This window comes from Carnobacterium sp. (genome assembly GCF_040274945.1).
Lineage (GTDB): Bacteria > Bacillota > Bacilli > Lactobacillales > Carnobacteriaceae > Carnobacterium_B.
Genome location: NZ_JBEMAR010000002.1, coordinates 120,372 through 136,751 on the forward strand (window position 1 = coordinate 120,372; position 16,380 = coordinate 136,751).

The following is a 16,380-nucleotide window of genomic DNA, read 5'->3' on the forward strand; positions in this document are numbered from 1 at the left end:
CAAAGTAGGTTGAATAAGATTAATATCCTTTTTGTATTACATAAACTTTCAAATAATCACTTTGTGGGTAATGAGGATTGATTTTGAAATCTTCTGGTAAAGTATGTTTTTCCAAAATTTCATAAGAAATCCCTTTATGATCAAATGCTGTTTCAATAAACTGCTCAAACTTTTCCGTTGATACATTTGCTGCATTTGTAGAAGCAATGATCACGCCATCTTCATTCGTAATATCAATGATATCTTCCAGTAATGCAGTGTAGTCTTTAGAAACACTAAATGTTCTTTTTTTCGAGCGTGCAAAGCTTGGCGGATCAACAATTACGGTATCAAATTTTAACTGTTTACGAATAGCATATCTAAAGTAATCAAACACATCCATTACTCGTATCGTTTGAAGTTCTGGATCTAATCCATTTACTTCAAATTGTTCTTTTGTCTTTTCTAGGCTACGATTGGCTAGATCCACACTTGTTGTATGGCTAGCGCCTCCCATTGCAGCAGCTACTGAAAAAGCTCCTGTGTAGCTGAACGTGTTTAAGACAGTTTTGTCCATAGAGTAATGTTCCAGAATACTGCGACGAACATTGCGTTGGTCTAAGAAAATCCCAGTCATTAATCCATCATTTAAATAAGTAGCAAAAGTTATGCCATTTTCTTTGATCAATAACGGTTCCGGTGCTTCTTCACCGTAAACGTGATTCGTTTCAGGCTTTGTTTTAGTTTGGTATCTTATTTTTTCGTATACCCCTTTGACATCTGAAACAACTGCAAGAAACGCTTTTAAAATCGTTTGTTGATGCTTGTAGATTCCTGCACTGTACCATGAGAAGACATAATAATCAGCATAGACATCAATTGTCAATCCACCAAGTCCATCACCTTCTCCATTGAAAAATCGGTAAGCATTCGTTTGGTCATTTGACTTAAGATTCGCACGTTCAGTCAATGCTTGATTGAATAAGTGTTCAAAAAAAGTTTGATCGATTTTTTCATTTTCATTCATGGTTAAGATCCAACCGTCTCCCTTATTTTGTTTAGCAAGATATGCCCGTGCAACAAATTTTTTGTTGTCGTCGAGTAATTCAACAATCGTTCCTTCAGATTCAATCGGCTCTTTCACAAAATCTTCTTTCAATAATACCGGGTATCCATCTCTAACCATTTGAGTTGCTCGTCTTTTTAATTTGTATTTTTCCACTATTTATAAACTCCTTTTTCCTTTTTATTTTATCTAGTATACCATAAGTTCAGTCTAATTAAGCTGTGAGAGCAATAAGAAAACCACTTGATTATGACTTTCAAGTGGTTTTCTTATTTTGCCATTTTTTATACAGCCATTGACTTATTTCAAACAGAACAATTCCAATCATTGTTCCAATAGTATTAAAGATTAAGTCATCAATATCCGACACGCCTGTAAAGAAAAGAAATTGCATCGTTTCAATTAAAAATGAAACAGCTATTCCAATACCTAAAGAGGGTAAAAACGTATACTTTCTTTTCATTAAATAAGCTGCACCAAACCCCATTGGAACAAACCAAAGAATATTCCCATATAAGTTATAATAGTAGTCAAACAACGATGTTCCCTGAGTTAATTTTGCTGTTTCTACAAACGGTATCCAATTGATCTCACTTAAGGGACGCATAACAATGGACACATTCATAATGGAATTATCTTCGCGAAAGACCGTTAAGTGAATCAAGAGAAGGATATAAAAAATAAACACATTTAAAACAATTTCTCTGCGCCATTTTATTGGCTGTTTCTTCTTTTTTTTGACAGCTAGAAAGACTCCACGTCCGATAAGCCAAAAAATAAAATAAACGAGGGTTTGGTCAATACTGTGAAAAATTAATTCTACTAATGGAAAGTGATTGATTGATTCGCCAAACCTCGATTCAATCCAATCAAAGAGGGGTTGCAAAAATACCATTAAAAAATCCTCCTCATTTGTCATTACGAATCAAGTATACATTATTATTAAGGGATAGTTTATTCGAAGTACCTAAATTTTACTTAAACTTTACTTTTTGAAACCTATCCCTGATACAATAGACATTCGATTAAATTATTCAACTATTTTAAAGCGAGTAAAATTGACTATAATGTAAATAAATTGTAAAATGTGTTATGATGCAGGATTATCGCAGGTTTCATCTAAAATTGAAATTTTCAAATTAAACTATCTATACTGTGGTCATTTATTTAAGGAGGATTCAACAGTGAACAACACAAAAAAATTACTACAAACGAGGCTGGGATTTTTTTCTTTAGTGGTTATCGTTTTTTGGATTAAAACTTATATAGGGTACCAAGCAGAGTTCTCTCTCGGTGTAGAAGGAATTATGCAACAATTTATTTTATTGATTAATCCAGTTGCGACAACGATTATCTTATTTTCAATTGCTCTTTATTTTAAGAGCTCAAAAAAGGCCTATATTGCCTTAATAACGGTCTACACATTAATGACCATTTTATTCTTTGCGAATATCCTCTACTATAGAGAATTTTCAGATTTCCTATCGGTCAGTACCATCTTGGGCGCTGGAAACGTTGCTGGAGGATTAGGAGCAAGTACTTTTGCTTTATTGCATGCAACTGATTTTCTTTATTTAGTTGATATTTTCATTTTGATTGCTTTATTAGCTACTAAGAAAGTAACAATGGATAAACGCCCATTCAAAAAACGTTATGCAGTTGCAGCTACGATTGTTGGGTTTACCTTATTTGCTGGTAACTTAGCTTTAGCTGAAAGTGATCGTCCCCAATTACTGGCTCGTACATTTGACCGTAATTATATTGTTAAATATCTTGGTATCAATTTCTTTACTGCTTATGACGGTTATCAAACTGCTCAAGCTAATCAAGTTAAAGCTAGTGCGGATGAATCAGATATTGAAGGTGTCTTGAGCTATGTGGATGACCATTTTGCTGGGGCTGATGCTGAGATGTTTGGTATTGCCGAAGACCGCAATGTTATCTATTTACATTTAGAAAGTTTCCAACAATTTCTTGTTGATTACAAATTAGAGACTGAACAAGGCGAAGCTCTTGAAGTTACGCCATTTATAAATAGTATCTACCACAATGAAGACACACAAAGTTTCAGTAACTTTTTCCATCAAGTAGGACAAGGTAAAACAGCTGATTCTGAGATGCTCCTTGAGAATTCTTTATTTGGATTATCCCAAGGTGGGGCCTTTACACAAGTTGGAGGTAGCAATACTTTCCAATCTGCTTCACAAATCTTAGGTTCAGAAAAAAATTATACGAGTGCTATGTTCCACGGTAACGTCGGTTCTTTCTGGAATAGAGACAACACCTATAAATCAATGGGTGTTGATTACTTCTTTGATGATGAATCTTACACATTCACTGAAGAAAATACGCTAGAGTATGGAATGAAAGATAAAATATTCTTTAAAGAATCTGTCCAATATCTAGAACAACTGCCACAACCATTTTATTCTAAATTTATCACAGTATCTAATCATTTTCCTTACCCATTGGACGAGGCAAATGTCGATTTTCCAGCTGCTACAACGGGGGATAATACAATTGATAATTACTTTGTGACTGCTCATTATTTAGATCAAGCTATTGAAGAATTTTTCACCTATTTAAAAGAGTCTGGTTTATATGATAATTCGATCATTGTTCTTTACGGTGATCATTATGGTATATCTAATTCAAGAAATGAAACATTAGCACCTTTACTTGGAAAAGATCCTGAAACTTGGTCAAGTTATGACAATACTATGATGCAAAGAGTTCCTTATATGGTTCACATTCCTGGAACAGGTAATGGAAAAATCCATGACGAATTCGGCGGTCAAATCGATAGTCTTCCTACTCTTCTTCATTTATTAGGAATTGATACAAAAGACAATGTTTTACTTGGAACAGATTTATTCTCTGAAAACCATGATGAAACAGTTGCTTTCCGTAACGGGAATTTTGTAACTCCTAAATACACAGTTGATGGTTCAACTATCTATGACACTGAAACAGGTGAATTAATTGTAGAACCTTCAGAAGAAGTTCTTGCAGAAGTTGAACAACTAAGAATAGACGTAAATACTCAATTAAGTTTATCTGACAGCATTTTGACAAGTGATTTACTGCGTTTCTATACTCCAGAAGGTCTTGTTACGACAAATCCAGCTGATTACGATTACCGTGACCAATTGGGACGTATGAAGGCTTTAAATGAAGGTTTAGGAACAGAAGATACAAGTATGTATAGTCAACATGGCGATCAATCTACTGTTGATCTATATAAAACAAATGCTCCAGAGTTGTTAGTCGATCCTGAATCAGTTGATGAAACACAACCAGCTGAAACAGAAGCTCCTGACGTTAAGGTTGCAGAGTAATAAACTATCTCTTAAATATTCGAAAAAGGTTGAATCCATTAGGATTCAACCTTTTTTGTTCTAAAAAAGCTCTTCGTCAAATGGTGTGGATGCTTCAAATAAACCCTATTCCTCCAGAAATTTTTGGTGAGTAGGTTGATTCATCTATCCACACTAAAAATTATAGAACCTCTAAAAATCATTTAACTAACATTCCCTCTTATTAATTGCTTCACAGTTTTTTCATATTTAATGATTACAATAAAAATAGAATCACTATTCAAGTAGAAAGGAGTACTGTGTTTGACAATTGCTAAACGTGCTTACCGTCATTTACAAAATCATCCTTATTGTTTACTGTTTATGCTTATCTTTTACCTAGTTTATTTTATCCTAGCTTTTGTAGTTGCATTATTGGCCAAACAGTTTTCAGATTCTTCCGTTCAGTTAAGCAAAATTATCGCTTCTTTAGACTCACAACACACTTCACTGTATGAGCCCTTTAAAGTCTTAGAATCGATTACAACTCACTATACAATGGAATATCAGTACCTTCTTCTTTTAATTGTATTTGCAGGTACGCTTAGTATGGTAGTGATCCAGTTATTTTTAAGTCGATTTAGAAAAAAAGAATACCAAACTTACCTTTTGATGGGAGAACGGGTTTACAAGCTAACAACCCAATTAATAGTGGAACAACTCCTTTTAATCAACACGATTATATTGGTACTTCTTTTCATTTACAGTTTATTTACAACACCTGTAATGACTAAAATTTCTCATTTGGAATCTGAAATTTTACAACAGGAATTAAAGCCAAGTGCCTCTCTAGTACACTTACAAAGGGATTCCCCTTTATCGAGTAGTGAGGATGGAGATTTAACACGCTTCAACATTAACACTTTTTTGATGGGAGAATCTATACACAACACCTTTACTCAAAATAATACCTTGCAAGCTTTTTTCTTAATGGGAATCATCAACTTTTATAGCTTTATAGTTATCGGTATTCCTAATTATCTGCTGCTATCACTGAAAAAAAACACCCTTTCCTAATTTAACCGTCATGACTAAGGAGGAAATATTATGTTTAAACAATCTTTAAAAAAAGCTGACAATCATCCTGTATTTTCAATCAAACCTAAAACGATTTATAGTTTATCAGCTGAGGAAGTTGATTTCCCTATTTTGATGAAGCAATTTAATAGACAGTTAGGCTCTTTTCCTGGGGTCATTACAAAGAATGAAACGTTTATTGATTACTTAACTGTCCGAGAAAACATGCTGCTTGTTTTGTCCTTAGCATCTAATCAAATGAAACGCTCACTTGATTTAGTAGTAAATGAAGTATTAGAAGAACTCGATCTATCTGATAACTTAGCTGATCAACCTTTTAAAGCATTGCCTTTAAACCTGTCCCTTCAGTTGCAATTACGGTTAAATGAACTATGTAATAAAAAAATCATTTTAGTAGAAGATTGTTTCAGGTTTGAATCTGCTTCTTCAAAACAAGATTGGCTATTGTCCCTTCGCTACTATGCACGTACAAAAGATTTTTCATTTATTTTAGTTACTTCCGATAATCAGCTTTTAGCTTCTGAGAAACCGTTTGATCTAAATCCTATCGCTTACTCTTCAAGAAAAGTCAGTTAAAATACAAAAGGTTATCAGAAGTTAGACAATTGTCATAACTTCCGATAACCTTTTGTATTATTTTACTTATAGCTATTTAACCTAATTCATTTAAATCAAGTGGAAAAGATAAGGTAAAAGTTGTTCCTTCGCCCGGTAAACTCTCTACTTCAACACTTGCACCATGAAGATTTACCAATTGCTGAACGATTGCTAGACCTAACCCAGATTCTCCATATTTAGTATTTTTTCTTGAAATATCTGCTTTATAGTAACGTTCCCATATATTTTTAATTTCTTCAGCAGTCATTCCAATACCAGAATCTTTGATTTTTATGATACTTTCATTCTCGCCATAATAGCCTATAATACTGATTTTTCCATTAGTTGTAAATTGAATAGCATTTTGGATAATATTTACAATAATTTGAGAGAATCGATCGTAATCCGCATATATTGCTAATTCTGTTGGACAGTCTAATATCAGTTCATCTCCTGAATCACGAGCTTTTCCTTTCAGTTGTTCAACAATCATTTCTAATGCTTCATGTGCATCAAAAGTTTGTTTTTGCAAAGTAATTTGGTTAGACCGAATTTTTTCATAATCTAAGTTCTCATTTACTAAGCGTATTAGACGACGTGTTTCATTTTGCATCAATTGGATACTTCTCTGTTTTTGACTTTCTGGAATCATATCGTGCTCTAAACCTTCTAATAGCCCATTGATCGTTGTCAATGGTGTGCGCATTTCATGTGCAGCATCAGCCATAAATTGTCTGCGTCGTTTCTCTTGACGTTCAATTTCTTCTTGAGAACTTTTTAAAGAGTCAACCATACTATTAAAATCAGCTGCTAAATCATCAAATTCATCCATTTCTTTGTTTTCTAGATGAACATTGAAATCTCCTTTTGATACTTTATGAGTCGCACTTCTAATACGATTGATCCTTTTTACCTGGAACTTAGCAAAAAGATAACTAGCTATAGTTGCACCCACAATTGAGAAAATAAATGCGCTAAACAAATTATTTCGGATATCCTTTAGATTTGCTTCTATTGTACTGATTGGCGCACTAACGGCTATAAATCCGTAGAACTCGCCCGTACTTTGAGTAAAAAAAGGTTGATAAACGATAGCAGTATTAATCTGATTACCAAAAAAATCTGTATTTCTTTGAGTTAATGAAATTGGCTCACCATTTTTCAACTTCTTAAGATCTTGATCTGAAATACCACTAATGTACTTTTCAGTTGTACTAGGGTAAATCATACTATCTGTACTATCAAATACAAAAATGGATACACCTTGATTTTTTAAAATAACTTGTCCATTTTCAAGTTTATCCATTTGAAGATCTTCATCAATTAAAGCTTCAGCGTACCCAAATAACTGAGTTTCAGTATTCTGATAAAGCGTGTTTCGGGCAAATTGTAAAAAAGAAAATCCTAGTATAATCAAGACGATCGTCACAACTGCAAAAAAGGCCAACATTTGTTGGTAAAAATAATTCAATCTCATGAGGAAACTCCAGAATCATCGTACTTATACCCTATTCCCCAAACGGTTTGAATCACTTGTGGACCAGTTTTATCAATCTTTTGACGCAATTTTTTGATGTGAGCATCAACTGTTCGCTCATCTCCAAAGTATTCATAATCCCAAACGATCGTTAACAACTGTTCTCTAGAAAAAACTTGCTTAGGACTTTTGGCTAGCGTATAAAGCAATTCGAATTCTTTTGGCGTCAAACTGTCGATAGGTTGATCATACAAAATGGCTTCACGCGTTCTCTTATCCATTTTAAGATACTTTGTTTCAACTTCATATGCTTTTTCATCTACTTTACCGGCTTCATCATGAATCAAATCTACTCGACGATATAAAGCTTTTATACGGGCAATTAAAGTTAATGGACTAAATGGCTTTGTAACATAATCATCCGCTCCAATCTCTAGTCCAATAACTTGGTCACTTTCAGAATCTTTAGCTGTTAGCATAATAATTGGTATTGTTTTTGAAACTTTTCGTATTTCACGACAAATTTGCATACCATCCATACTTGGCAAATTTAAATCTAACGTAATCAAATCCCAATTTTCGGAATCATTTAGAAAAGCATCTAATCCCTCTTTACCATCTTGGACAAATGTAGCTTTCCATTCTTCTTTCATGAAAAACATTTCCATCATTTCGCATACGGATTGATTATCTTCAATCATTAATATATTCATGAAATACCCTCTTTCTCAAAAAAATTCTCTACCTTATTATACTCTTTTTACCATTGCAACTAAAGCATCATGCCGAATCATCTCATATTCTTCACTATTTCGTCAAAAAAAGAGAGTCAAGATCATTGTCTCAACTCCCTTCTCTCTATTAATTTAAAATGGTTAGTTCAACTTCTTGAATACCCCATTTGAACGACTCATCTATACTATCCATATGCAAGTCTACTCGATTTCCAATAATTGCACTTCCTGTATCGCCAGCAATCGCTTCTCCATATCCTTCAACATAAACTTTAGTGCCCAATGGGATTACAGTAGGATCTACCGCAATAACTTGAGGGTTTTGACTTAAGTCTATTCCTGAAGCAGTGATATTCGTTAGAGAAGGCTGATTTCGACTATAAGCAGTAGCAACTACCGTCATCTTTTCCGTTGAAGCATCAGAAGAGCCTGTACTTGTTTCTTCTATAACTGTATCTTGTTGGTTTGATACTGGGAGAGCTTCTTCGTTTGTTTCAGTTTCCCATATAAGCTTTTCAGGTTTGATCGTTTCAGTAGTTAAATTTGTTTCAATTTGGATAACTTCATCAATCTGCAATGGTGAATCATTTGTTACGTGTTCATTCCATTTTATCAATTCACTTACGTCAACTTCAAAAGCAGTTGCGATATTGATTAATGTATCTCCAGATTCGACTGTGTAGTCAACTGTATTCTTCTCTTCATTTTTAGTTTTTTCCTGATCCTCTTCAATACTAACCGGTTCTAATAAGAGTTCTTCACTAGATGGACTAGTAACTAAAGTTTGAACAATTGCTTTACTATCTTCTCTTTCATCAATTAAATAATCTAAACCATTTTGTATTTCTAATTCATCCGATTGTTTAGTTTTTGTTTCTTTTGATGTATTTTCGCTTTTCTCATTCTGAGCAGCTAAAACAGTTGTGATTCCAGTTGTTCCTAATGCCAACATAAATAAGGCAATGATGGATAAAACTATTTTTTTCATTGGATTATTTTCCTCCTATTTCAGTACGAGAGATATCATATCACGTACGATATAGGCTAAGGTTACTTAGGAATTAAGGGTCTGTAACACAACAATTTTGATCACCGTTTTCAAAGAGACAACTGTAAAGATTCTGAATATTCAACCAAAATTTATTCTAGGTTATTTTCTCATAATGTATAAATTTTTTATGCTTAATGCTGACAGAACCAGTTTTAGAACCTAACATTTTTCTAATTAAATATTCATTTTGGGTGTTATTTAATTTTTCTTGTTGTGCATTTCCTTTGACTAATTATTACAAAACCGATCGCTTAATCCTCTTATTTTTAATCATTTTTTCTATTTCATCCTATTTTATGTGTTTTATTACAATTCTGTAACAATAAGTATTCCGTTTTCATTACTTTACAGCTGTTTCTAATTTTTTGTTTTGTAAAAAATGTACCTCGTCTACTACCATTTCAACCATAAAAACAGTTTCTTCTTCTTTATTGATGTAAGACCTTGACTGTATTCTTCCAGTAAGTCCTACCATATGCCCTTTCTCACAATAAAGTTGGATAAGTTTCGCTACTTGTCCCCATGCAACAATAGGAATAAAGTCAGTTGATGGACTATTTTCTTTCTTCCCTCTTCTTGCTACTGCTAAGGTATTATTAGTGACAACTTTGTCTTCACCAACTTCTTTAAGCTCTACTTCTCTTACTAAACGCCCAACTAATCCAATTTGATTCATTTTCTTTCCTCCTTTTGTTTTACTCTATTTACTATCTGCAATTCTAATGTTTTTACTTTTTTTTCGATCAATTAAATACTAAAAAGCAAAAAACAACACAAAGAAAATTACTTGTGTTGTTTTTTGCTTTCATTTAACTTCATATAAGGTTTACAATTAGTTGACTATTGTAGGTTTTGTAAAGTAACTAAAAATGTGCACCCATGTTTCCTTTTCAAAAATAGCAAATGGATTTCCATCGCCTAATACACCGTAACCGATCATCGCTCCAATAATAAAAGCGAGAGCAATCAAAACAATCACAAGTACTATTTTTAGAATAAATGTGGCGATTTGAAGTCCTATTTTTTCCTTAGTCATTGGTTCACCTCATTTTGGTCGACTATTTTCTAAAATTTACGCTTTTTTTTTGTCATATTTTCTAATAAGATTCCTGTTCCTAATGCAACAGAATCTAATGGTTGTTCAGCAGCAAATACAGGAACTCTCAATTGTTCAGAGAAGAGTAGATCAATACCATCTAATAATGCGCCACCACCTGTTAAAATTACTCCACGATCAATGATATCTGCAGACAATTCAGGAGGCGTTTGCTCTAACACATCTTTAGCTTGTTGAACGATCATCATCATAGATTCAGCTGTTGCTTTTTGAACTTCATCTGAAGTAATCGTGATTGTTCTAGGCAAGCCAGTAATCATATCACGGCCTCTAACTTCCATTGAATCATCGCGTTTACCAGGGAAAACTGTTCCAATCTCTTTCTTGATTGTTTCAGCTGTACGTTCACCAATCAATAACTTGTGAGTTTTCTTAACGAATTGTGTAATTTCATTATCCAATTGGTCTCCAGCTACTTTTAATGAACGACTAGTCACGATTCCACCCATAGAAAGAACGGCAATATCACTTGTTCCGCCACCGATATCAATAACCATATTTCCGCTTGGTTGGAAAATATCCATACCCGCTCCGATAGCTGCTACTTTAGGTTCTTCTTCAAGATAAACATTTTTTCCGCCGCTTTTCTCAGCTGCTTCAATAATCGCTTTTTGTTCAATTGTTGTTATATTTGTTGGGCAGCAAATCAAAATATTTGGTTTTGATAAAAAGCCCTTAACATTTAATTTATTAATAAAGTGAGTTAACATTGCTTCAGTTATGTCAAAATCAGCAATAACTCCTCCTTGTAATGGACGAATAGCACGAATGTTACCCGGTGTACGTCCGACCATTAAGTACGCTTCTTCTCCAACTGCTAAAACACGTTTTGTTGTAGTATCGATTGCAACGACTGAAGGCTCATTTAAAACAATGCCTTTTCCTTTTACATGAATCAATACATTGGCTGTACCTAAATCTATCCCTATATCTCTCGCCATTACTTGTTTCTCCTCTCAAGCTCTTGTTCGTTCATCATTGACTACTCTTTTAAAAAATAAAGTAGCCATCTAATTTACTATTATAGCATAACTTGTATCATTCTTAAATGTCGAATTAAAGACATTTAATTAAATTTAATGGTTTCTGTGACAGAAGTTTACACTCTACGCAGAAACAAAAAAAATAAATTTTATTGTTGCACCGATTGAGACAAGCTCTTACATTGAACTTTCTTTTGAAGTATCCGACTATTTGTGAACCAACTAAAATAAGCCCTCTGAAGCACCACTTCTTAAGTGTCTACTTCAAAAGGCTTAAATTAAACATACATCTTCTAAATACATTTCGAAAAATATAAAAGATTAGTTTTTATTACTTTATGCTTACGAAAACAATTGTTCAAGTTCAGTTTCTTCCATAGTGATTTCTACAGACTCTTCAATGCGTTCTACATCTGCACCTAAGGCTTGTAGCTTTTTATGGAATTCATAATAACCGCGATCTAGGTATTCTAAATGTGTTACTCTAGTATAACCTTTTGAAACCAAACCAGCGATGATTAAAGCTGCGGCTGCTCTAAGATCTGTGGCAGCAACTTCGGCTCCTTGTAACTCAGATTGGCCGTAGATGACTAATGTTTGACCTTCAATTTTAAACTCAGCATTCATGCGACGCAACTCTTCCATATGCATATAGCGGTTTTCAAATACAGTTTCTTTCATCGTACTTGTTCCTTCAGCAAAAACTTGAGCGATCGTCATTTGAGCTTGCATGTCTGTTGGAAAACCAGGATGCGGCATTGTTTTTACATCTGTTGCTTTTAATTTTTTAGGACCAATAACACGTAGTCCATTTTTTTCATCTTCGAATTGAACACCCATTTCTTTCAATTTTGAAATTAAAGGTTTATTGTGTTCAGCAACTGCATCCTCAATATAAACGTTTCCTTGAGTAACTGCTGCTGCAATCATGAATGTACCAGCTTCAATACGATCTGGTATAATACTATGTTCTACACCCGTTAACTCACTTACACCTTCTATACGGATACTTTCAGTACCGGCACCAATGACTTTAGCTCCCATACGATTTAAGAAGTTAGCTAAATCAACGATTTCAGGTTCTCGAGCAACGTTCTCAATGGTAGTTGTTCCTTTAGCTAGTGTGGCAGCCATCATAATATTTTGTGTAGCTCCAACACTTGGAAAATCTAAGTAGATGTGAGCTCCTTTTAATTGATCGGCGAATGCTTCGATATATCCATTTTCGATATGTACTTCCGCACCCATCGCTTCAAATCCTTTTAAATGTAAATCTATCGGACGTGTTCCTATAGCACATCCTCCAGGAAGAGCAACTTTTGCGTGTCCTAATCGAGCTAATAGAGGTCCCATTACAACGATTGATGCACGCATTTTACTTACATATTCAAAAGGAGCTTCATAATGTAATTCCTTTGTAGCGTCTAAAGTAATTTCTTTTTCAGTTTCGTTAAAATCAACAGTTAAATTTAAGTGGCTTAAAACTTCATTAATAGTGAATACATCAGATAGTATGGGAACATTCGTTAATTTACTTTGTCCCTTACTTGCTAAAATGGTAGCAGCTAAAATAGGCAATACGGCATTTTTTGCCCCTTCTACTTTCACTGTACCAGTTAGGTGTTTTCCACCTCGAACGATAATCTTTTCCATGTAGTATCCCTCCAAAATTTTCATTGCCTTTATCACAACTGTGTGAGGTAAATAGTACAAGACAACATTTAATAGTATAACACGAAGCCAAGTGAAGGTACAAACTTAAACGATATTTTGTCATAAATTTAGTTAATTCTTAATAAAACAAAAAGATCAAATTTTGTGATGTTAGCAAGAAATCCATAAAAAACGTACTTACCGTGTATCCTATGGTTATAGACACAAATAAGTAGAGCACACGAGCTTGGCCAATATTATTTTTTTTAATCAATTTTTCTATCCGTATTCCTTTTAGTGCCCAAAAAGTTAGCAAGACAAAAAACAAATGAGATACGATAGTGATAAGAGCCTGCACACCTAGAAAGTTCATATTTTTAGTTCTCTTCCCTTCTAAATCTTACCATTATACTAACATAAAAGAAGCCGAAAGAACATTCTCTTGACTTTAAATTGTAATATAACGGGCTCAGTAGTGCTATTTTCTTTTTTAGTCAAATAAAAAAGCTGGAATAAATACAGACTAGCTGCTTTATTCCAACTTTTACTTAATTTCTTTTATGCTTAGATACAGTGATTCTATTAACGGCTTTTCTTAAAGATATTTCTGCACGTTTTGAATGACTCTTATTCTCAATGGCTTCTGTTTTACGCAATTCTTCTTCTGCACGCTGTTTCGCTTCAAAAGCACGTTCAACATCAATATCTCTTGCACGTTCAGCACTATCCGCAATAATGGAACAAACGTTATCTCTAACTTCCATAACTCCACCATTTACAGCGATCCAGTCTTCAGTATCTATTGAAACACGTTTTACACGAACGGAATGAATAGTAAGAGGCACAATAATTGGCATATGATTTGGTAAAATACCAATTTCTCCATCTACTGCTTTAGCAATCACGCTACTTGCTCGATGATTGTAGACGATTCCAGCAGGCGTAACAATGTTTACTTGCATTTCACTCATCACGTTTACCTCCTAGTAACCCATTGACTCTGCTTTAGCCACAACTTCTTCGATTCTTCCTACATTACGGAATGCATCTTCTGGTAAGTGATCATAACGTCCATCAATAATTTCTTTAAATCCACGTACTGTTTCTTCAACAGGAACATATGAACCAGGCAAGCCAGTAAAGGCTTCAGCTACATGAAAGTTTTGCGATAAGAAGAATTGGATACGTCTCGCTCTAGATACCACGATTTTTTCATCTGTAGATAATTCATCCATTCCTAGAATAGCAATAATATCTTGCAATTCACGGTAACGTTGCAATAATTGTTGAACTTCTGTAGCAACTTTATAATGCTCTTCCCCAACAATTTCAGGAGATAACGCACTAGAAGTTGATGCTAAAGGATCTACCGCTGGATAAATCCCTTGTTCCGTTAATTTACGTTCCAAGTTGGTTGTTGCATCTAAATGAGCGAAAACTGTAGCTGGCGCTGGGTCAGTATAGTCATCCGCTGGTACATAGATCGCTTGAATAGATGTAATGGAACCTTTACTAGTTGAAGTGATTCGCTCTTGTAATTGTCCCATTTCTGTTGCTAAAGTGGGTTGATACCCAACTGCTGATGGCATACGACCTAGTAAGGCCGATACTTCTGATCCAGCTTGTGTAAATCGGAAAATATTGTCGATAAACAACAATACATCTTGTCCAACTTCATCTCTGAAGTATTCTGCAATCGTTAATCCCGTTAACGCCACACGCATTCTCGCACCAGGTGGCTCATTCATTTGACCGAATACCATCGCTGTACGTTTGATAACGCCAGAACCTTGCATTTCAAAATACAAGTCATTTCCTTCACGCGTACGTTCACCAACACCGGTAAACACAGATATCCCACCATGTTCTTCAGCAATATTATGGATCAATTCTTGAATCAGAACCGTTTTACCTACTCCTGCTCCACCGAATAGACCAATTTTACCACCTTTTAAATAAGGAGCTAATAAATCAATAACTTTAATTCCAGTTTCAAGAATTGCCGTATTGCTGCTTAATTCATCAAATACTGGAGCATTACGGTGGATTGGATGACGTTGTACATCCTCTGGAAACGGTTCTTTCTCATCGATTGTTTCTCCTAAAACGTTAAACATACGTCCTAGAGTTTCTTCACCGACTGGAACAGAAATCGCTTTTTCAGTATCAATAACACTCATACCACGTTGCAGTCCTTCTGTAGCTTCCATAGCAATTGTTCTAATGACACCATTTCCTAACAATAGTGCTGTCTCTAAGACAACCGTTTCATTCTTACTCTTGTTTTTTTCAACAATGAGAGCATTATTAATTTCAGGCATAGTATCATTTATTGGAAATTCTACATCCACAACAGGTCCTATAACTTGAACAATATGTCCAATACTCATTCGTTATTCCTCCCATTTACTTACTTAGACGCTGAAGCACCACTAATGATTTCTGTAATTTCTTCTGTTATAGCGGCTTGACGTGCTCGGTTATAACGAATCGTTAAATCATCAATAATATTTTTAGCGTTATCTGTCGCACCTTTCATAGCTGTCATACGTGCTGCATGTTCCGCAGCTTTAGCATCTAAAATCGCTCCGTATATTAAACTTTCAGCATATTGAGGCAATATAATATCTAGAATTTCTTCTTTAGAAGGTTCATAAATATAATCTTTTGCATAATCTTTTGTTTCTGCTACATCCAAATCGGATAACGGCAACATTTTTTCAGCTCTGTATTGAAACATGATCGTGTTTACATGATGATTGTAACAAACATACAACTCGTCAAAAACTTCATTTTTATACATTTCAGTCGCTGTTCTAGCAATTGTACGTACTTCCTCAAAAGATGGTTGATCACTGATATCATTTAATTCATAAGCAACATTCATCCCTCTAGCTTTAAAGAAATCCGCTGCTGTTGAACCCACAGCCATAAATACATACTCCTCTGGAGAAGTGTGATCTCTGGTGATCATATCAACAGTTGATTTAATAACCGAACTGTTGTATCCACCGGCCAACCCTTTATCTGAACTGATAACAATGTATCCAGTCTTTTTAATAGGACGTTCAACCAACATATCATGAAAATCAATATTGGATGGTGAATTCGTTCCAATCATGTCATTTTCAATCAAAGAAAGTTGGTTATGCGCTAGATGAGTAACAATTTCTCTTACCTTTTGAGAATACATTTGAAAACCAGCTGCTACATTTTCAGCTTTTGCCAATTTTGCACCAGATACCATTTGCATGGCATTCGTAATCTGACTCGTCTTTTTTGTTGAACTTATTTTTTTTGTGATTTCATTTAAAGAGGCTGCCATTCTT

16 protein-coding genes are annotated in these 16,380 nt (G+C 34.4%); 3 read left to right on the forward strand and 13 right to left on the reverse strand.

Annotated elements, in window-relative coordinates:
• Positions 1-19: 19 nt before the first annotated feature.
• Together ABS916_RS02990 and ABS916_RS02995 are read right to left on the reverse strand one after the other, a co-directional pair.
• A complete protein-coding gene (locus ABS916_RS02990; protein ID WP_350450493.1) occupies positions 20-1,201 on the reverse strand; it encodes a class I SAM-dependent rRNA methyltransferase in 1,182 nt (393 codons plus the stop codon).
• 100 nt (positions 1,202-1,301) lie between these two features.
• Positions 1,302-1,940 carry a VanZ family protein gene (locus ABS916_RS02995; protein WP_350450494.1) on the reverse strand — a complete coding sequence of 213 codons (639 nt, stop codon included), beginning with the start codon at positions 1,938-1,940 and terminating at the stop codon, positions 1,302-1,304.
• Between the two features lie 289 nt (positions 1,941-2,229).
• Here ABS916_RS02995 and ABS916_RS03000 point away from each other — a divergent pair, with 289 nt between their 5' ends.
• From ABS916_RS03000 to ABS916_RS03010, 3 genes are all read left to right on the forward strand, one after another.
• Positions 2,230-4,383, forward strand: a complete 2,154-nt coding sequence (locus ABS916_RS03000; protein WP_350450495.1) for an LTA synthase family protein — start codon at positions 2,230-2,232, stop codon at positions 4,381-4,383.
• 282 nt (positions 4,384-4,665) lie between these two features.
• Positions 4,666-5,418 carry a hypothetical protein gene (locus ABS916_RS03005; RefSeq protein WP_350450496.1) on the forward strand — a complete coding sequence of 251 codons (753 nt, stop codon included), beginning with the start codon at positions 4,666-4,668 and terminating at the stop codon, positions 5,416-5,418.
• Between the two features lie 30 nt (positions 5,419-5,448).
• On the forward strand, positions 5,449-6,015 hold the full coding sequence (locus ABS916_RS03010) for a hypothetical protein (RefSeq protein WP_350450497.1): 567 nt from the start codon (positions 5,449-5,451) through the stop codon (positions 6,013-6,015).
• Between the two features lie 76 nt (positions 6,016-6,091).
• On the opposite strand, the gene ABS916_RS03015 is transcribed toward ABS916_RS03010, so the two are convergent.
• From ABS916_RS03015 to ABS916_RS03065, 11 genes are all read right to left on the reverse strand, one after another.
• Entirely contained in the window at positions 6,092-7,513 is a 1,422-nt protein-coding gene (locus ABS916_RS03015) for an ATP-binding protein (RefSeq protein ID WP_350450498.1), read from the reverse strand.
• Positions 7,510-8,226: a winged helix-turn-helix domain-containing protein gene (locus ABS916_RS03020; RefSeq protein WP_350450499.1), complete on the reverse strand. Its 717-nt coding sequence runs from the start codon at positions 8,224-8,226 to the stop codon at positions 7,510-7,512. The genes ABS916_RS03015 and ABS916_RS03020 overlap by 4 nt, the downstream gene beginning before the upstream one ends.
• A 148-nt stretch (positions 8,227-8,374) precedes the next feature.
• The gene (locus tag ABS916_RS03025) at positions 8,375-9,235 is read right to left on the reverse strand and encodes a 3D domain-containing protein (protein ID WP_350450500.1); all 861 of its coding nucleotides are present in this window, start codon (positions 9,233-9,235) and stop codon (positions 8,375-8,377) included.
• Between the two features lie 403 nt (positions 9,236-9,638).
• Entirely contained in the window at positions 9,639-9,974 is a 336-nt protein-coding gene (locus ABS916_RS03030; protein WP_350450501.1) for a single-stranded DNA-binding protein, read from the reverse strand.
• A gap of 156 nt (positions 9,975-10,130) precedes the next feature.
• Positions 10,131-10,334, reverse strand: a complete 204-nt coding sequence (locus tag ABS916_RS03035) for a DNA-directed RNA polymerase subunit beta (protein WP_350450502.1) — start codon at positions 10,332-10,334, stop codon at positions 10,131-10,133.
• A 29-nt stretch (positions 10,335-10,363) separates the two neighbouring features.
• Positions 10,364-11,356: a rod shape-determining protein MreB gene (mreB, locus tag ABS916_RS03040; protein WP_350450503.1), complete on the reverse strand. Its 993-nt coding sequence runs from the start codon at positions 11,354-11,356 to the stop codon at positions 10,364-10,366.
• Positions 11,357-11,740: 384 nt separating this feature from the next.
• Positions 11,741-13,051, reverse strand: coding sequence for a UDP-N-acetylglucosamine 1-carboxyvinyltransferase (murA, locus tag ABS916_RS03045; RefSeq protein WP_350450504.1), 1,311 nt, complete (start codon positions 13,049-13,051; stop codon positions 11,741-11,743).
• Between the two features lie 139 nt (positions 13,052-13,190).
• Positions 13,191-13,424 (reverse strand): DUF1146 family protein, encoded by a 234-nt coding sequence (locus ABS916_RS03050; RefSeq protein WP_035023771.1) that lies wholly within the window; start codon positions 13,422-13,424, stop codon positions 13,191-13,193.
• A gap of 175 nt (positions 13,425-13,599) precedes the next feature.
• On the reverse strand, positions 13,600-14,022 hold the full coding sequence (locus ABS916_RS03055; RefSeq protein ID WP_035023773.1) for a F0F1 ATP synthase subunit epsilon: 423 nt from the start codon (positions 14,020-14,022) through the stop codon (positions 13,600-13,602).
• 12 nt (positions 14,023-14,034) lie between these two features.
• Positions 14,035-15,441 (reverse strand): F0F1 ATP synthase subunit beta, encoded by a 1,407-nt coding sequence (gene atpD / locus ABS916_RS03060; protein ID WP_035023775.1) that lies wholly within the window; start codon positions 15,439-15,441, stop codon positions 14,035-14,037.
• A 20-nt stretch (positions 15,442-15,461) separates the two neighbouring features.
• Positions 15,462-16,376 carry a F0F1 ATP synthase subunit gamma gene (locus ABS916_RS03065; RefSeq protein ID WP_350450505.1) on the reverse strand — a complete coding sequence of 305 codons (915 nt, stop codon included), beginning with the start codon at positions 16,374-16,376 and terminating at the stop codon, positions 15,462-15,464.
• Between the last annotated feature and the right edge of the window lie 4 nt (positions 16,377-16,380).